The following is a 17938-nucleotide window of genomic DNA, read 5'->3' as shown; positions in this document are numbered from 1 at the left end:
CGAGCGGTCAGGAGGAGCAATGCCCCTGTTCAGCGCCCTGCTGGGCCTGTTGCTGCCGGCTCCCTGCGCGGGCTGCGGAAGCGGCCGGATCCCGCTGTGCCCCTCCTGCCGGGCCGCCCTGACCGCCGCCCGGCCCGGCCCCACCGCCTTCACCGCGGTGCACGCCGCCGCCCTGTACGCCGATCCCGTCCGCCGGCTGCTGCTGGCCCACAAGGAACGCGGCGCGCTGCCGCTGGCCGGCCCCCTGGGCGAGGCCTTGGCCGGCGCCGTGCGCTCGGCCCTCGGCCCGGGCGGGGCCGGGTGCCCGGTGCTGCTGGTCCCGGTGCCCTCGACCCGCGGGTCCGTCCGGGCCCGCGGGCACGACCCGACCCTGCGGCTGGCCCGGGCGGCGGCCCGTTCCCTGCGCCGGGACGGCCGGCCCGCCGCGGTCGCCGCCGTCCTGCGGCACACCCGGCGGGTGGCCGACCAGTCGGGGCTCTCGGCCGCGGCGCGGCAGCACAACCTGGACGGCGCGCTGACCGTACCGGCCCGGCTGGCCGGGCGGCTGGCACCCTGTCGGCCGACGGCAGCTCACCCGACGGCAGCTCACCCGACGACTGCTCACCCGATGACTGCTCACCCGACGGCGGGTCAGCGCACGACCGGTCACCCGGCACCGGGTCGGGCGGCGACGGACCACGCCACATCGGGTGGGGCGGGAACGGATCAGGCGGGGACGGATCGTGCGACACCCTGCCGGCTCGTCCTGGTCGACGACCTGGTCACCACCGGCGCCAGCCTCACCGAGGCCGCCCGCGCCCTGACCATGGCCGGGGCACCGCCGAGCGCCGCCGCCACGGTGGCCGCGGCCGGCCTGCGCCGGGCGACCGCGGCGCGGCCGCCGGCCCCGGGCGGGCCGTCCGCCGCCCGCGTGGGGCTCGGGGGCGACAAGGGACGGGCCACCCACGGCCCAGAGGTCACCCGGGGTAGATGAAGGAACTCGCGGTGTACGGCAGGACGAGCTCACGCCACTGGTTGCCGATCAACCGGTAGATCTTGCCCTCGGTGACCTTGCTCTCCGCGATCTGCACCGCCAGGACCGGCGGCACGCTGCCGTTCTCCCGGCCCTCCGAGGCGGCCACCGTGGCCATCCCGCCGCCCTGCAACGGGGCGTCGGCGCTCTGCGAGCCGTCCGTACTGATGTAGTACAGCTGCTGCAGCCGGTCCTTCTCCTTGCCCATCACCAGCAGCTGGTCGGTGTCCGCCCAGGACACCGAGGCCACCTCGGCCAGCAGCGGAGCGACCGTGCGCAGCCCGGAGATCCGCACCTGCTGCGCGCCCGGCGTACCGCTGTGCACCACCACGCCCAGCGCCAGGCTCCGGGCACCGGTCCCGTCCTTCAGGACCAGCGCGACCCGGACGCCGTCCGAGGAGACCTTGAGGCTCTGCACCGTCCGGCTGCCCAGGTCGTCCACCGGCACGGTGACCGTCCTGCTCTCGCGGATCATGTTCACCCGCGGGGTGGGGGCGGCGCGGTCCACCACCCAGAGATCGCCCCGGCCGTCCCAGCTGGGCGAGGCCAGGCCGTCCTCCGGCTGGGCCGGGTGGCCGGCACTGGTCAGCACCGCCTGGCCCAGGGTGCTGCCGTCGGTGATGTTCACGGTGTACAGCTGCTGCCCGTCGCCGCTGACGACGGCGGCCCGCTGGCCGTCCCGGCGGACGGCGACCGTCCCGAACGGCGCGCGGCCGGGCGGCGGGACCTTGCCCAGCTCACCCGGCACCGGGGTGCCCTCACCCTGGTCGGCGGCCGTCATCAGCTGCCCGGTCTCGTGGCGCTGGTAGTACTGCCTGGTCGCGGTGGACCCGCCGGCCAGGCTGCCCGGCGCGACCTGCTCGGCCAGCGACCTGCTGGTCGAGCAGGAGCCGCTGCCGCTGCGCAGCTCCAGCCGGTCGATCTGGCCCTTGCCCTGGTCGGCGAGGGTGAAGAAGAGCTGTGCGGCCATCCGCTGGCAGAACTGCGGCCGGCCGCCGAGGTCGGAACCCTCGACCTCCACCCGGGCGACCTTGCTGTCGTCGACGGTCACCTGCTTCACCGCGACGCCTTCGAACGTGGTGCTGACCACCGGGGCCAGCCACTCCGAGGGCCCCCCGGCCAGCGCCTTGGCGGCGGCGGTCAGCGGGTCTATTCGCCGGCGCAGGTAGATCGGGTCGGCGACCAGCACCTCGCGCGCGGTCGGCAGCGACGGGTCGGAGCCGGTGTAGAAGAAGCGGGAGAACTGCCGGTAGCTGTTGCGGAAGTTGGTCTGGTTGACGAGCAGCCCGTCGGGCAGCCGGTCGATCCGCCACTCGCCGTTCTCCTTGACGAAGGTGAACTCCGACTTCGTCTCACCGTCGGCGTAGCGGTAGGTGTGCCGGGCGTCGACCTGGGCGACCTGGGTGCCCGAGGCCGTCAGGGCCGCCGTGGTGTCGCCCTCCTTGACCTCCTGGCCGCCGCTGTACGTCGGGTCGCCGGCCAGCACCGTGATGCCCGCCTCGGGGTTCCACCGGCTGTGCGCGCCTTCGGTGAGGTACTTCCTGGCGGTGTCGTACCCCTCCTCGTCGGATATCGAGGCGTCGAGGAAGCCCGCCAGCAGACGGCGCGGCTCCTCGCCCTTGTAGGGGGCCACCGGAAAGACCCGGACCTGCAGGTTCTTGTCCGCGGCGCCCTGGGAGAACTCCACCTTGCTGACCGGTCCGGAGTCCGGCATGGCCGCGCAGCCGCCCAGCAGCAGCGAGGCCAGCACGGCGCCGGCCGTGCCCGCCCGGCGCGGGTCAGCCTTCCTGCTGCTGGTCCTTCGCACGCTGCGACCCCTCCGTGTCCGTCCCGGCCCTGCTGTGGCTGCCCTGCCAACCGCCGTCCGCGCCTTCGTCGGCGTCCGGACCGGACGTGCGCTGCGTCACCGAGGGCATCGCGACCGTCCGGTCGACGACGATCTGGGCACCGGTGGCACCGTATCCCGCCCCGGCCGTGCTGACGTCCGAGGGGTTCGAGCGCGGCACCTCGGCCGCCCGGCGGCCGCCGAGGCCGGGACCGATGCTCAGCACCCCGCCGAGGCCGCTGCCGAAGCCGGTCGGTCCACCGTCCGGCGTCTCCGGCACGACCGTCGGCTCGCCGGCCGCGGTCAGCGCGGTGGCACCGGCCGGGCGCGCGGCCCGGCGGTACGGCGTACCGGTGGAGCCCAGGCCCCGGTTGTTGCGCGAGTCCTCCGGCTCCAGCCGGAACGGCGCGCGGTTGATCTCGCCGCCGCGGGTGCGCGGCATGGTGAGCCGGAAGTGCGAGCCGCCGCCGGGCTCGCCCCAGGCCTGCAGCCAGCCGCCGTGCAGATGCGCGTCCTCCACCGCGATGGACAGGCCCAGACCGGTGCCGCCGGTGGTCCGCACCCGGGAGGGGTCGGCCCGCCAGAAGCGGTGGAAGACCCGGGAGGCCTCGCCGGGCTTCAGGCCGATGCCGTAGTCCCGGACGCCGACCGCGACCGCGCCCTCGGCGGAGCCGAGCCGGATCACCACGTCCCGGCCCTCGCCGTGCTCCAGCGCGTTGACCACCAGGTTGCGCAGGATGCGCTCGATCCGCCGGGAGTCCACCTCGGCCACCACCGGCTCGCCGTCGCCGCGGATGACCACGGCGCTGCCCTTGGCCTGGGCGAGCGGGTCGGCGGCCTCGACCACCCGGGCGACGATGTCGCGCAGGTCGACGGGCTCGGCGTCGAGGATCGCGGCGCCGGCGTCGAACCGGCTGATCTCCAGCAGGTCGGCGAGCAGCGACTCGAAGCGGTCCAGCTGGCCCTGCAGCAGCTCCGCGGAGCGGGCCGCCATCGGGTCCAGGTCCTCGCGGCTGTCGTAGATCAGGTCGGCGGCCATCCGGACGGTGGTCAGCGGGGTGCGCAGCTCGTGCGAGACGTCCGAGACGAAGCGCCGCTGCACCCGGGACAGCTCCTCCAACTGGCGGATCTGCGCCTGCAGGCCGTTCGCCATCCGGTTGAACGAGTCGCCGAGGCGGGCGATGTCGTCGGTGCCGGTGACCTTCATCCGTTCTTCCAGGTGTCCGGCGGCCAGCCGCTCGGAGATCCCGGCGGCCATCCGGACCGGGGTGACCACCTGGCGCACCACCAGCCAGGCGATGCCGACCAGCAGGATCACCACGAACAGCCCGGCGGTGGCCAGGGTGCCGGTGACCAGGTCGAGGGTCTTGCTCTCCTGTTCGAAGGAGAAGACGTAGTAGAGCTGGTACTCGATGTCGCCCGGGCCGGTGAACTGCTTGCCGATCGCCAGACCGGGGTCGTGGCTCGGGTCGGATCCGCCGTCGGCCGAGCGGTCGATGACGGTCGGCTTCTCGAAGGAGGCACCGGGCTCGGCGGCGACCTGCTCGCGCAGGGCGGCCGGGATGCTGCTCGGCAGGATGTCGCCGGAGTAGCGGGGGCCGAGCAGGTCGGAGCTCTTGGCCGACACGTGCGCGCCGGTCGAGGGCACCATCGCGATGACGGAGTACAGGCCCTGGCCGCTGATGGCGAGGTCGGAGACCTGCTTGAGCAGCCAGGTGCCGATCTCGTCGTTGGTCGGGTCCCCGGTGCTGCCGACCTTGGACTTGAGGGCGACCGCCTCGTTGATCTTCTTCTGCTCGCTCTGGAACCCGCCGCCGGCCTGACTGCGGGCCGAGAGCTTCTTGGTGTCCAGCAGCCCGGCCCGGACCTGGGCGACCACCACGACACCGAGCACCAGCACCACGGTCACGGAGAGGAGCAGGGTCGCCGCGACCACCCGCAGCTGGATGGAGCGCCGGTAGAGCGCGGTCACCCGCATCAGCGGGCGGCGCAGCTGACGCGCCACCATCGCGAGCAGGGCCGCCGGACCACGCCGGGGCGCCCGGCCCTCGGTGGTCGAGCTCAGAACGTCCCCCTGCACGGTGGCCTCCCCGTCGAGGCTCTCGCCCGACGGGGAGTGGTCAGCCTGGTACGTCACGTCAGCTGGGCCCCGCCTTGTAGCCGACGCCCCGCACCGTCACCACGATCTCGGGCCGCTCGGGGTCCTTCTCGATCTTGGAACGGAGACGCTGGACGTGGACGTTCACCAGCCGGGTGTCCGCCGCGTGCCGGTAGCCCCACACCTGCTCCAGCAGCACCTCGCGGGTGAACACTTGCCAGGGCTTGCGGGCCAGCGCGACCAGCAGGTCGAACTCCAGCGGGGTCAGCGGGATGCCCCGCCCGTCCCGCTTGACCGAGTGCCCGGCCACGTCGATCACCAGATCGCCGATGGTGAGCTGCTCCGGGGTCGGCTCCTCGGCCCGCCGCAGCCGGGCCCGCACCCGCGCCACCAGCTCCTTGGGCTTGAACGGCTTGACGACGTAGTCGTCGGCACCCGACTCCAGGCCCACCACGATGTCGACCGTGTCGGTCTTCGCGGTGAGCATGACGATCGGGACCCCGGACTCGGCCCTGATCTGCCGGGCGACGTCGATGCCGTCGCGGCCCGGCAGCATCAGGTCGAGCAGGACCAGATCCGGCTTGGTCTCCCGGAACGCGGCTAGCGCCTTGTCCCCATCGGCGACGAAAAACGGCTCAAAACCTTCACCACGCAACACAATGCCGAGCATCTCGGCCAGTGCGGAGTCGTCATCAACGACGAGGACGCGTCCCTTCATGCGTCCATCTTCTCATTACCGGATTGTGACCTGGAGCACAGTGGTCCCATTTCTTGCCTTCTCCTCCACCGAAACACGTCCAAACCGGACGAATGGCGACAGCGCGCCCGTCCCGGGCGGCCTGTTGTCGATCAGCAACCGGATACCCCTGGGGCGTCCGCACCCACCATGGCACGATGGGCGGCACAGGACGCCGATCCGGCCTGTGAACCGAGCCCCCTCCCAGGAGCAAGTGATGACCGACACCCCGGGCTGGGCACCGCCCAGCTCGTCCGAGCAGCCCGGCGAGGAAGGCCGGCCGCCGGCCGGCGCACCCACCGTGCCCGGGCAGTCGTCACCACACGGGACCACCCCGCCGGCCTGGGGCGGCGGCTACGGCGGCCCCCCGCCCGGCGGCCAGCAGGCCTGGGGCGGCGCGCCCGGTGGCCAGCAGCCGTGGGGCGGCCAGCCCTGGGGCTTCCCGCAGAGCCCCAAGCCGGGCGTCATCCCGCTGCGCCCGCTGGGCGTCGGCGAGATCCTGGACGGCGCGTTCTCCACCGTCCGCCGGCACTGGCGCACCACGCTCGGCATCTCGCTCGGGCTGGCCGTCGTGCAGCAGACCATCGTCGTGCTCATCCAGTGGCAGGCCTACCAGAACCCGGACAGCGTGCTGCCGGTGGTCTCCGCCCTCGCCCAGGTACCGCTGACCCTGCTGATCGGGGTGGTCGCCACCGCGCTGCTCACCATGGTGGTCAGCAGGGCGATCCTGGGCCGGTCGGTCACCGTCGGCGAGGCCTGGCGCGACTCCCGGCCCCGGGTGCTCCAGCTGCTCGGGCTGACCCTGCTCAACGCCCTGATCATGCTCGGGATCATCCTGGTCTCGGCCGCTCCGCTGATCGGTTACGTGATCGCCAGCCGGCCCGACCCGAACCCCGGCCTCGTCGTGCTGCTCGCCATGGTCCTCGGCGCCGGCGTCCTGGCGGCCTTCTGGGTCACCGTCCAGCTCAGCCTCGCCGCCCCCGCCCTGATGCTGGAGAAGCAGGGCATCGGGGCCGCCTTCTCCCGCTCCCGCCGGCTGGTCCGCGGCTCCTGGTGGCGGGTCTTCTTCATCAGCGCGCTCGGCTCCGTCCTGATCACCATCATCGCCGGGATCATCGAGATGCCGTTCAGCCTCGTCGGTCTGGCGATGGCCGGGGACGAAGCATTCGGGGACTCCCTCAGCGCCGGCCTGGACCCCGCGCTGCCGCCCGCCGCCCTGGTCGTGATCGCCGTCGGCGGCGTGATCGGCGGCACCATCACCATCCCGGCCGGCGCCGCCATCAACGTGCTGATCTACGTGGACCAGCGGATCCGCCGCGAGGCCCTCGACATCGAGCTGACCCGGGCGGCCGGCCTGACCGAGCCCGGTCCGACCGGCCCCTCCGGCCCGACCGGACCGGCCGACGACGGCGATCCGGCAGCGGCGAGGCTCTGACCGGATGCCGACCTGGGGGGAGGGGGCGCTGCTGGCCGGCGGCGCCCCGGTCACCGTCCCGCGCGACCCGGCCCGTGACGCCGCCCGGCAGGAACTGCTCAACCCCGCCTACCACCGGCACGACCCGAGCCTGCTGCAGCGGATCTCCGACTGGTTCTGGGAGCAGATCTCCAAAGCATTGGAGGGCGTCGGCAGCGCCGCGAACGGAACCACCGGGCTGGTGCTCTTCCTGGTCGTCGCGCTGGTGATCGTCGCCGCCGTCTGGTGGCGCCTCGGCGCCCCGGGCCGCGCGGCCCGCAGCGCCACCGGCCTCTTCGACAGCCAGGGCCCGCGCACTGCCGACGGGTACCGCGCCGACGCCCGCGCACACGCGGCCGCCGGACGCTGGACCGAAGCCGTCCGGGACCAGATGCGCGCCCTGGTCCGTTCCCTCGAAGAGCGCACCCTGCTGGACCCGCGCCCCGGACGTACCGCCGACGAGGCGGCCGCCGAGGCCGGCCGCGCCCTGCCCGCGCACGCCACCGCCCTCACCGCGGCGGCCCGCACCTTCGACACCATCGCCTACGGCGACCGGGCTGCCGACCAGGGCGCCTACCAGCTGCTGAGCGACCTCGACCAGGCGCTGGAGCGCACCCGCCCCACCCTCGCCCCGGCCCCGGAGGGCGCGGTATGACCAGCACCGGCACGCCCGCCCCGGCCACCGGCCCGGACGTCCCGCACGCCCCTCAGGCCCCTCAGGCCGCACCGGCGGCCGCCGTCCTCCCGTCCGTCCAGGTACCGGCCCAGGGCGCGGCAGCGGGCCCGGTGGACGGCCGCGTGGACGTGCTGGTGGGCGGCCCGGCGGACGGCAGCGCCGGGAACGGTCCCGGCACCAGCCTGACGCCGACCTCCCGCGCCCTGTGGCTGCGCTCCCGCTGGTTCCTGCTCGCCGGCGCCGTCCTGCTGGTCACCGGCCTGCTGCTGGCCGGTCTCAAGGGCGAGGACCGGTACCCCCCGCTGGACCCGCGCTCCACCGACCCGGGCGGCACCCACGCCGTCGTCCGCCTGCTGGAGCAGCAGGGCCTCAGCACCGGCACCACCGGCGAACCGGCGACCCCGGCCGTCGGCGCCGAGACCTTCGTGGTGCCCGAGCCCGACCGCCTCACCGCCGACCAGCTGCGCGCCCTGGCCGCCGCCCGGCACTCGCGGCTGGTGCTGATCGCCCCCAGCAGCGAGACCCTCGACGCGCTGGCCCCCGCCGTCACCCCGTCCGGCGAGGGCGACCTCCAGGACTACGTGGCCCCCGCGACCACCTCGGCGGCCTGCTCGCAGCCCGACGCCGTCCGGGCCGGCAGCGCCCAGCTCGGCGGCCTGCTCTACCGGCCCGGCCCGAAGGGCACCGGCTGCTACCCGCGGCACAACGCGTACCCGCTGGTCCAGGAGCCCACCGGCCCCGGCACCGACGTGGTCGTCCTCGGCAGCGGCGCCTTCCTCACCAACGACAGGATCGACGAGGAGGGCAACGCCGCCCTCGCCCTCGGCCTACTCGGCTCCCGTCCCCGGCTCACCTGGCTCCTGCCCGACTACAGCGCCCCCGCCCCGGCCGACCGGCAGAAGCAGCTCACCGACTTCATCCCCGAAGGATGGTACTGGGCCGGCCTGCAGCTCGCCGTCGCGGCGCTGCTCGCCGCCGCCTGGCGCGGACGCCGGCTCGGCCCGGTGGTCGCCGAGAACCTGCCCGTCGTGGTCCGGGCCGCCGAGACCACCGAGGGCCGGGCCCGGCTCTACCGGCGGGCCAAGGCCCGCGGCCGGGCCGCCGAGGCACTGCGCCGGGCCGCGTCCACCCGGCTGGCGCCCGTGCTCGGCGTCCCGTCGGTCCACGGCGCCCCCGACCCCGTCGCGCTCTGCGCGGCCGTCGCCGACCGGCTGGCCGGCGACAGCACCGCCGCGGCCGTCCAGTTCCTGCTGTACGGCCCGGCCCCCACCGACGACGCCGCGCTGCTGCGGCTCGCCGACGACCTGGACGCCCTCGAAAGGCAGGTACGACAGCCGTGACCGAGCAGGCCACCGCCACCACCCCCCTCACCGCCACCGGCACGGCGGACGACGACCCGCGCCGGGCGCTCACCGCCCTGCGCACCGAGATCGCCAAGGCCGTGGTCGGCAACGACGCGGCCGTCACGGGCCTGGTCGTCGCCCTGCTCTGCGGCGGGCACGTCCTGCTGGAGGGCGTCCCCGGCGTCGCCAAGACCCTGCTGATCCGCACCCTCTCCACGGCCCTCAGCCTGGAGACGAAGCGGATCCAGTTCACCCCGGACCTGATGCCCGGCGACGTCACCGGCTCGCTGGTCTACGACGCCCGCACGGCCGAGTTCTCCTTCCAGCCCGGCCCGGTCTTCACCAACCTGCTGCTCGCGGACGAGATCAACCGGACCCCGCCCAAGACGCAGGCCGCCCTGCTGGAGGCCATGGAGGAGCGCCAGGTCACCGTCGACGGCCTCCCGCGGGCCCTGCCGGTGCCGTTCCTGGTCGCCGCGACCCAGAACCCGGTCGAGTACGAGGGCACCTACCCGCTCCCCGAGGCCCAGCTCGACCGCTTCCTGCTGAAGCTGATCCTGCCGCTGCCCTCCCGGGACCAGGAGTTCCAGGTGCTGGCCCGGCACGCCGCCGGCTTCGACCCGCGCAACCTCGCCGCCGCCGGCGTACGCCCGGTGGCGGGCCCGGCCGACCTGGTCGCCGCCCAGGCCCGGATCGCGAAGGTCACCGTCTCCCCCGAGGTGCTCGCCTACATCGTCGACCTGTGCCGGGCCACCCGGCAGTCGCCGTCCCTGTCGATGGGCGTCTCCCCGCGTGGCGCCACCGCCCTGCTCGGCGCCTCCCGCGCCTGGGCCTGGCTGGCCGGCCGCGACTTCGTCACCCCCGACGACGTCAAGGCCCTCGCGCTGCCCGCGCTGCGGCACCGGGTCCAGCTGCGGGCCGAGGCCGAGATGGAGGGTGTCACCGCCGACTCGGTGATCCAGGCCGTTCTGGCCCAGACGCCCGCTCCGCGCTGACCCGCCACCACCTCACCACCTGTTAGGGAGTCCCCGCATGGCCGTCACCGGGCGCACCGCCCTGCTCGCCGCACTCGGCGCGCTCGTCGTCGGCCTGCTGCTGCCGTCCTGGGCGGGGATCGGGGCGGTCACCGGTGCCCTGCTCGTGGCCGTGCTGGCCGACCTGCTGCTGGCGGCGCCGGTCCGCGGGCTGCGGATCGGCCGCGGTGGCGACACCGCCGTCCGGCTGGGCGAGCCGGCCGCCGTCGAACTCACCGTCACCAACCCGTCGGGCCGCCCGCTCCGGGCCGCCGTCCGGGACGCCTGGCCGCCGTCGGCCTGGCGTCCCGGCACCGCGCTCGCCGCGTCCCGGCACTCGCTGCTGGTGCCCGCCGGCGAACGGCGCCGGGCCACCACGCTGCTGACCCCCACCCGGCGCGGCGACCACCACGCGCACAAGGTGACGGTCCGCTCGCTCGGCCCGCTCGGGCTGGCCGGGCGGCAGGGCTCGCACCTGGTGCCCTGGACGGTCCGCGCGCTTCCGCCGTTCACCAGTCGCAAGCACCTGCCGTCCCGGCTGGCCCGGCTGCGTGAACTGGACGGCCGCACCTCGGTGCTGACCCGCGGCCAGGGCACCGAGTTCGACTCCCTGCGCGAGTACCTGCCCGGGGACGACGTCCGCTCGATCGACTGGCGGGCCAGCGCCCGCCGCAACACCGTGGCCGTCCGCACCTGGCGTCCCGAACGCGACCGGCACATCCTGATCGCCCTCGACACCGGCCGCACCTCGGCCGGCCGGGTCGGCGACGCCCCCCGGCTGGACGCCTCGCTGGACGCCGCCCTGCTCCTCACCGCCCTGGCTACCAAGGCCGGCGACCGGGTGGACCTGCTCGCCCAGGACGTCCGCCGGCGGGCCTCGGTGGCCGGTCGCTCGCCGTCCGAGATCCTGCCGGCCTTCACCCACGCGATGGCCGTGCTGGAGCCCGCGCTCTTCGAGACCGACATGCGCTCGCTGGTCTCCACGGCGCTGCGGATGGCCCCGCACCGGTCGCTGGTCGTCATCCTCACCGGCCTGGACGCGGCCCCGGTCGAGGACGGCCTGCTCCCCCTGCTGCCGCTGCTCACCAAGCGCCACGAGGTGGTCCTGGCCTCGGTCGCCGACCCGTACCTCGACGAACTGGCGGCCGGCCGGGGCACCTTGGACGCCGTCTACGCGGCGGCCGCCGCCGAGCAGACCCGCGCCGACCGCCGCCACACCGCCGAACACCTCACCCGGCTCGGCGTGACCGTCCTGGACGCTCCACCGACGGCACTGGCCCCGGCCCTGGCCGACGCCTACCTGGCCCTGAAGGCGGCCGGCCGGCTGTAGCGGGAGCCCCGGGTACCTCTCGCGGTTCAGACCGCCGCCCTCCCAGCGCGGGACCGACCGCGCCCGGGCCGTCCACCTAGTAGCGCGGCTTCACCCAGACGTGCACACCGCTGTGGCCGTCCTCCTCGTCCGCGCCGTCCTGCCCGGCGCGCTCGCGCCAGTCGGCCACACCCTGCGCCAGCGCGGTCGCCGAGGACTTGTCCCCGTGGAAGCCCTCACGCGCCGCCTGGTAGGCGAACCAGCGCTCGACGTGCGCCAGCCAGGCGGACTCGTCGGGCGCGAAGTGCATGGTGAACCGGGGGTGCACCCGCAGCCAGTTGATGACCGTCGGCGACTTGTGGGTGAAGTAGTTGTCGCAGATCAGGTGGACTTCGCCGCCCTCGGGCAGCTCCTTGTCCAGCCTGGCCAGGTACTGCCGGAAGGCGACGCCGCGCCGCCGGCGGTGCAGCGTGCCGGAGACCGTGTCGGTGGTGCTGTCCAGACCGGCGAGCAGGTCCGTGACGGCGGCCGGCAGCGGCTCGTCCTTCAAGGTCTCCAACGCGGTCCGCAGCTTGGGCCGCAGCAGCGTCTCGGCATCCACGTGCAGGGCGAGGACCCGCTCCGGGGGCGCCAGGTACAGGCCGGCGACCTCGTGCGAGGTCTCCAGGGCGAAGGGGTCGGTCGACAAGCTGAAGGGCTCGGTACGCGGCTGGGATTCGGGGTGGGCCTTGGGGCCAGGTCGTGCCATACCGCGATCGTATCCCGCACCAACGCAAAGAACCCCCACCCGGAATCGGGTGGGGGTTCTTCGGAATGATTGTTCGGCGGCGTCCTACTCTCCCACAGGGTCCCCCCTGCAGTACCATCGGCGCAATGAGGCTTAGCTTCCGGGTTCGGAATGTAACCGGGCGTTTCCCTCATGCTATGACCACCGAAACACTATGAAACTGTCACCGCACCACCCACCCGTGACCAGGGCAAGTGGGGTCGTTGTTTCAGAACAACACAGTGGACGCGAGCAACTGAGGACAAGCCCTCGGCCTATTAGTACCGGTCAGCTCCACCCCTTACAGGGCTTCCACATCCGGCCTATCAACCCAGTCGTCTACTGGGAGCCTTACCCTCTCAAGGAGGTGGGAATACTCATCTCGAAGCAGGCTTCCCGCTTAGATGCTTTCAGCGGTTATCCCTCCCGAACGTAGCCAACCAGCCATGCCCTTGGCAGGACAACTGGCACACCAGAGGTTCGTCCGTCCCGGTCCTCTCGTACTAGGGACAGCCCTTCTCAATATTCCTACGCGCACAGCGGATAGGGACCGAACTGTCTCACGACGTTCTAAACCCAGCTCGCGTACCGCTTTAATGGGCGAACAGCCCAACCCTTGGGACCTACTCCAGCCCCAGGATGCGACGAGCCGACATCGAGGTGCCAAACCATCCCGTCGATATGGACTCTTGGGGAAGATCAGCCTGTTATCCCCGGGGTACCTTTTATCCGTTGAGCGACGGCGCTTCCACAAGCCACCGCCGGATCACTAGTCCCTGCTTTCGCACCTGCTCGACCCGTCGGTCTCACAGTCAAGCTCCCTTGTGCACTTACACTCAACACCTGATTGCCAACCAGGCTGAGGGAACCTTTGGGCGCCTCCGTTACTCTTTAGGAGGCAACCGCCCCAGTTAAACTACCCACCAGACACTGTCCCTGATCCGGATCACGGACCCAGGTTAGACATCCAGCACGACCAGAGTGGTATTTCAACGTCGACTCCACAACCACTGGCGTGGCTGCTTCAAAGTCTCCCACCTATCCTACACAAGCCGAACCGAACACCAATATCAAGCTATAGTAAAGGTCCCGGGGTCTTTCCGTCCTGCTGCGCGAAACGAGCATCTTTACTCGTAATGCAATTTCACCGGGCCTATGGTTGAGACAGTCGAGAAGTCGTTACGCCATTCGTGCAGGTCGGAACTTACCCGACAAGGAATTTCGCTACCTTAGGATGGTTATAGTTACCACCGCCGTTTACTGGCGCTTAAGTTCTCAGCTTCGCCGAGACGAATCTCGACTAACCGGTCCCCTTAACGTTCCAGCACCGGGCAGGCGTCAGTCCGTATACATCGCCTTACGGCTTCGCACGGACCTGTGTTTTTAGTAAACAGTCGCTTCTCGCTGGTCTCTGCGGCCGGCCCCAGCTCAGAGTGCAAGACTCATCACCAGTTCCGGCCCCCTTCTCCCGAAGTTACGGGGGCATTTTGCCGAGTTCCTTAACCATAGTTCACCCGAACGCCTCGGTATTCTCTACCTGACCACCTGAGTCGGTTTGGGGTACGGGCCGCCATGAAACTCGCTAGAGGCTTTTCTCGACAGCATAGGATCATCCACTTCACCACAATCGGCTCGGCATCAGGTCTCAGCCTTAATGAGTGACGGATTTGCCTATCACTCGGCCTACACCCTTACCCCGGGACAACCACCGCCCGGGCTGGACTACCTTCCTGCGTCACCCCATCGCTCACCTACTACCCTGTTGGGTCAGCGGCTCCACCACGTCCCTTCGTCCGAAGACTCCAGGCCGGCTTCGCGGCTTTAGCATTCAGAGGTTCGACGTTGGCGCTTCAAAGCGGGTACGGGAATATCAACCCGTTGTCCATCGACTACGCCTGTCGGCCTCGCCTTAGGTCCCGACTTACCCTGGGCAGATCAGCTTGACCCAGGAACCCTTGGTCAATCGGCGCAAGAGTTTCTCACTCTTGTATCGCTACTCATGCCTGCATTCTCACTCGTGTCCCGTCCACAACTGGATTCCTCCGCTGCTTCACCCGGAACACGACGCTCCCCTACCCATCACAGCAGGCGTTGGCCCTGTTGCTGCAATGACACGACTTCGGTGGTGTGCTTGAGCCCCGCTACATTGTCGGCGCGGAATCACTTGACCAGTGAGCTATTACGCACTCTTTCAAGGGTGGCTGCTTCTAAGCCAACCTCCTGGTTGTCTCTGCGACTCCACATCCTTTCCCACTTAGCACACGCTTAGGGACCTTAGTCGGTGTTCTGGGCTGTTTCCCTCTCGACCATGGAGCTTATCCCCCACAGTCTCACTGCCACGCTCTCACTTACCGGCATTCGGAGTTTGGCTAAGGTCAGTAACCCGGTGAGGCCCATCGCCTATCCAGTGCTCTACCTCCGGCAAGAAACACGTGACGCTGCACCTAAATGCATTTCGGGGAGAACCAGCTATCACGGAGTTTGATTGGCCTTTCACCCCTAACCACAGGTCATCCCCCAGGTTTTCAACCCTGGTGGGTTCGGTCCTCCACGAAGTCTTACCTCCGCTTCAACCTGCCCATGGCTAGATCACTCCGCTTCGGGTCTTGGGCATGCAACTCGATCGCCCTATTCGGACTCGCTTTCGCTACGGCTACCCCACACGGGTTAACCTCGCTACACACCGCAAACTCGCAGGCTCATTCTTCAAAAGGCACGCAGTCACGAGACAGACGGGCAAGCCCACTGTCCGACGCTCCCACGGCTTGTAGGCACACGGTTTCAGGTACTATTTCACTCCGCTCCCGCGGTACTTTTCACCATTCCCTCACGGTACTATCCGCTATCGGTCACCAGGGAATATTTAGGCTTAGCGGGTGGTCCCGCCAGATTCACACGGAATTTCTCGGGCTCCGTGCTACTTGGGAGAAGCTCAAGTGAGCCGCTGATGTTTCGTCTACGGGGGTCTTACCCTCTACGCCGGACCTTTCGCATGTCCTTCGACTACACCAACGGTTTCTGACTCACCCAGCCGCCGGCAGACGACTGAAGAACTTTCCCACGACCCCTCATACGCAACCCCTGCCGGGTATCACACGTATCAGGTTTAGCCTCATCCGGTTTCGCTCGCCACTACTCCCGGAATCACGGTTGTTTTCTCTTCCTGCGGGTACTGAGATGTTTCACTTCCCCGCGTTCCCTCCACATACCCTATGTGTTCAGGTATGGGTGACAGCCCATGACGACTGCCGGGTTTCCCCATTCGGAAACCCCCGGATCAAAGCCTGGTTGACGGCTCCCCGGGGACTATCGTGGCCTCCCACGTCCTTCATCGGTTCCTGGTGCCAAGGCATCCACCGTGCGCCCTTAAAAACTTGGCCACAGATGCTCGCGTCCACTGTGCAGTTCTCAAACAACGACCAGTCACCCACCATCAAACCCCCGAAACGAGGATCATCAAGTAGGACCGGCACTGAAGCAACGACCATACGGCCGTTCCCTCAGGACCCAACAACGTGCCCGACCCACCAGACCCGCCAGAAACCCGTTCCACGCACCGAAGTGCAGTACTTGGGAGGCCTGACAGACCTCGTGTGCCGAATAGTCAACGTTCCACCCATGAGCTAGCACTTCAGGACATTCGCCCGAAGCTGCCATGTGCTCCTTAGAAAGGAGGTGATCCAGCCGCACCTTCCGGTACGGCTACCTTGTTACGACTTCGTCCCAATCGCTGGTCCCACCTTCGACGGCTCCTCCCCTTACGGGTTAGGCCACCGGCTTCGGGTGTTACCGACTTTCGTGACGTGACGGGCGGTGTGTACAAGGCCCGGGAACGTATTCACCGCAGCATGCTGATCTGCGATTACTAGCAACTCCAACTTCATGGGGTCGAGTTGCAGACCCCAATCCGAACTGAGGCCGGCTTTTTGGGATTCGCTCCGCCTCGCGGCATCGCAGCCCTTTGTACCGACCATTGTAGCACGTGTGCAGCCCAAGACATAAGGGGCATGATGATTTGACGTCGTCCCCACCTTCCTCCGAGTTGACCCCGGCAGTCTCCTGTGAGTCCCCATCACCCCGAAAGGCATGCTGGCAACACAGAACAAGGGTTGCGCTCGTTGCGGGACTTAACCCAACATCTCACGACACGAGCTGACGACAACCATGCACCACCTGTATACCGACCACAAGGGGGCGACCATCTCTGGCCGTTTCCGGTATATGTCAAGCCTTGGTAAGGTTCTTCGCGTTGCGTCGAATTAAGCCACATGCTCCGCTGCTTGTGCGGGCCCCCGTCAATTCCTTTGAGTTTTAGCCTTGCGGCCGTACTCCCCAGGCGGGGAACTTAATGCGTTAGCTGCGGCACCGACGACGTGGAATGTCGCCAACACCTAGTTCCCAACGTTTACGGCGTGGACTACCAGGGTATCTAATCCTGTTCGCTCCCCACGCTTTCGCTCCTCAGCGTCAGTAATGGCCCAGAGATCCGCCTTCGCCACCGGTGTTCCTCCTGATATCTGCGCATTTCACCGCTACACCAGGAATTCCGATCTCCCCTACCACACTCTAGCCTGCCCGTATCGAATGCAGACCCGGGGTTAAGCCCCGGGCTTTCACATCCGACGCGACAGGCCGCCTACGAGCTCTTTACGCCCAATAATTCCGGACAACGCTCGCACCCTACGTATTACCGCGGCTGCTGGCACGTAGTTAGCCGGTGCTTCTTCTGCAGGTACCGTCACTTGCGCTTCTTCCCTGCTGAAAGAGGTTTACAACCCGAAGGCCGTCATCCCTCACGCGGCGTCGCTGCATCAGGCTTTCGCCCATTGTGCAATATTCCCCACTGCTGCCTCCCGTAGGAGTCTGGGCCGTGTCTCAGTCCCAGTGTGGCCGGTCGCCCTCTCAGGCCGGCTACCCGTCGTCGCCTTGGTAGGCCATTACCCCACCAACAAGCTGATAGGCCGCGGGCTCATCCTGCACCGCCGGAGCTTTACACCAACCCCCATGCGGAGGAAGGTCATATCCGGTATTAGACCCCGTTTCCAGGGCTTGTCCCAGAGTGCAGGGCAGATTGCCCACGTGTTACTCACCCGTTCGCCACTGATCCACCCCGAAGGGCTTCACCGTTCGACTTGCATGTGTTAAGCACGCCGCCAGCGTTCGTCCTGAGCCAGGATCAAACTCTCCGTGAATGTCTGCCGGTAATCCGGCGAGCCACTCGCGTTGAGCGGCACGGCAACCACCGGAATTAGGTGATCCCGCGCACTGCGTCCTCGCTAGTGTTTTGTTACTAAAGGAATCTCCAACCCGGATCGAACGATCCAGGCCGGGGATGTCAACATATCTGGCGTTGACTTTTGGCACGCTGTTGAGTTCTCAAGGAACGGACACTTCCTTCGAGCCACTCTCGTGAACTCTCCGGGCGCTTCGTTCTTTCGTGTTCTCAGCTTATCAGATCCGCTCGGCCGGTTTGACCGGCGCTTGTTTCTCTGAATTCCCACTGAGGGGGCTTTCCTTCAACTTCGCTCCGAAGCCTATCAAAGGTTTCGGTGTGCTCAGTTCCGGGATTTACCGAATCGAGCAGGCATCCGTAAATGCATTCTGGCCCGAATTGGCGGTGTCGTGGACACTAGCGCCCGCATCCGACCTTTGTCCAGTCCGACGCAACCGTTTGAGTCTACTAGCCCCCACGGACCACGTCAATGGT

The 17938-nt window shown here is 69.2% G+C and carries 10 protein-coding genes and 3 rRNA genes; 6 read left to right on the top strand and 7 right to left on the bottom strand.

Annotation, left to right across the window (positions count from 1 at the left end; genetic code table 11):
* The first annotated feature begins 19 nt into the window (after positions 1-19).
* Positions 20-973, top strand: a complete 954-nt coding sequence (locus OG689_RS44875; RefSeq protein ID WP_323189326.1) for a ComF family protein — start codon at positions 20-22, stop codon at positions 971-973.
* Here the strand turns inward: OG689_RS44875 and OG689_RS25650 are convergent.
* The 3 genes from OG689_RS25650 to mtrA form a co-directional block, all read right to left on the bottom strand.
* A complete protein-coding gene (locus OG689_RS25650) occupies positions 957-2819 on the bottom strand; it encodes an LpqB family beta-propeller domain-containing protein (protein ID WP_266323229.1) in 1863 nt (620 codons plus the stop codon). The two genes, OG689_RS44875 and OG689_RS25650, sit on opposite strands and share 17 nt — an antisense overlap.
* Positions 2791-4845, bottom strand: a complete 2055-nt coding sequence (mtrB, locus tag OG689_RS25645; RefSeq protein ID WP_266327428.1) for an MtrAB system histidine kinase MtrB — start codon at positions 4843-4845, stop codon at positions 2791-2793. The genes OG689_RS25650 and mtrB overlap by 29 nt, the downstream gene beginning before the upstream one ends.
* Before the next feature lie 130 nt (positions 4846-4975).
* Positions 4976-5653: an MtrAB system response regulator MtrA gene (gene mtrA / locus OG689_RS25640; protein ID WP_073922994.1), complete on the bottom strand. Its 678-nt coding sequence runs from the start codon at positions 5651-5653 to the stop codon at positions 4976-4978.
* A 235-nt stretch (positions 5654-5888) separates the two neighbouring features.
* Between mtrA and OG689_RS25635 the strand changes: the two genes are divergently transcribed.
* The 5 genes from OG689_RS25635 to OG689_RS25615 all read left to right on the top strand — a co-directional run bounded on the left by OG689_RS25635 (position 5889) and on the right by OG689_RS25615 (position 11486).
* Positions 5889-7106, top strand: a complete 1218-nt coding sequence (locus tag OG689_RS25635; RefSeq protein ID WP_266323228.1) for a hypothetical protein — start codon at positions 5889-5891, stop codon at positions 7104-7106.
* A 4-nt stretch (positions 7107-7110) separates the two neighbouring features.
* Entirely contained in the window at positions 7111-7779 is a 669-nt protein-coding gene (locus OG689_RS25630; protein WP_266323227.1) for a DUF4129 domain-containing protein, read from the top strand.
* Positions 7776-9140 (top strand): DUF4350 domain-containing protein, encoded by a 1365-nt coding sequence (locus tag OG689_RS25625; RefSeq protein WP_266323226.1) that lies wholly within the window; start codon positions 7776-7778, stop codon positions 9138-9140. The genes OG689_RS25630 and OG689_RS25625 overlap by 4 nt, the downstream gene beginning before the upstream one ends.
* A 77-nt stretch (positions 9141-9217) precedes the next feature.
* Positions 9218-10138, top strand: a complete 921-nt coding sequence (locus OG689_RS25620) for a MoxR family ATPase (RefSeq protein ID WP_266327426.1) — start codon at positions 9218-9220, stop codon at positions 10136-10138.
* Between the two features lie 37 nt (positions 10139-10175).
* Positions 10176-11486, top strand: coding sequence for a DUF58 domain-containing protein (locus OG689_RS25615; protein WP_266323225.1), 1311 nt, complete (start codon positions 10176-10178; stop codon positions 11484-11486).
* Positions 11487-11562: 76 nt separating this feature from the next.
* Here OG689_RS25615 and OG689_RS25610 read toward each other — a convergent pair whose 3' ends face one another.
* The 4 genes from OG689_RS25610 to OG689_RS25595 form a co-directional block, all read right to left on the bottom strand.
* The gene (locus tag OG689_RS25610) at positions 11563-12213 is read right to left on the bottom strand and encodes a transposase (RefSeq protein WP_266323224.1); all 651 of its coding nucleotides are present in this window, start codon (positions 12211-12213) and stop codon (positions 11563-11565) included.
* Between the two features lie 71 nt (positions 12214-12284).
* A 5S ribosomal RNA gene (gene rrf / locus OG689_RS25605) occupies positions 12285-12401 on the bottom strand.
* A gap of 88 nt (positions 12402-12489) precedes the next feature.
* Positions 12490-15611, bottom strand: a 23S ribosomal RNA gene (locus OG689_RS25600).
* A gap of 288 nt (positions 15612-15899) precedes the next feature.
* Positions 15900-17423: ribosomal RNA gene (locus OG689_RS25595) — 16S ribosomal RNA — on the bottom strand.
* Together the 16S, 23S and 5S rRNA genes form the textbook arrangement of a ribosomal RNA operon.
* Between the last annotated feature and the right edge of the window lie 515 nt (positions 17424-17938).

Origin of the sequence: Kitasatospora sp. NBC_00240, assembly GCF_026342405.1 — a bacterium.
Classification (GTDB): Bacteria; Actinomycetota; Actinomycetes; order Streptomycetales; family Streptomycetaceae; genus Kitasatospora.
This window is presented reverse-complemented; position numbering and strand designations above follow the sequence as displayed.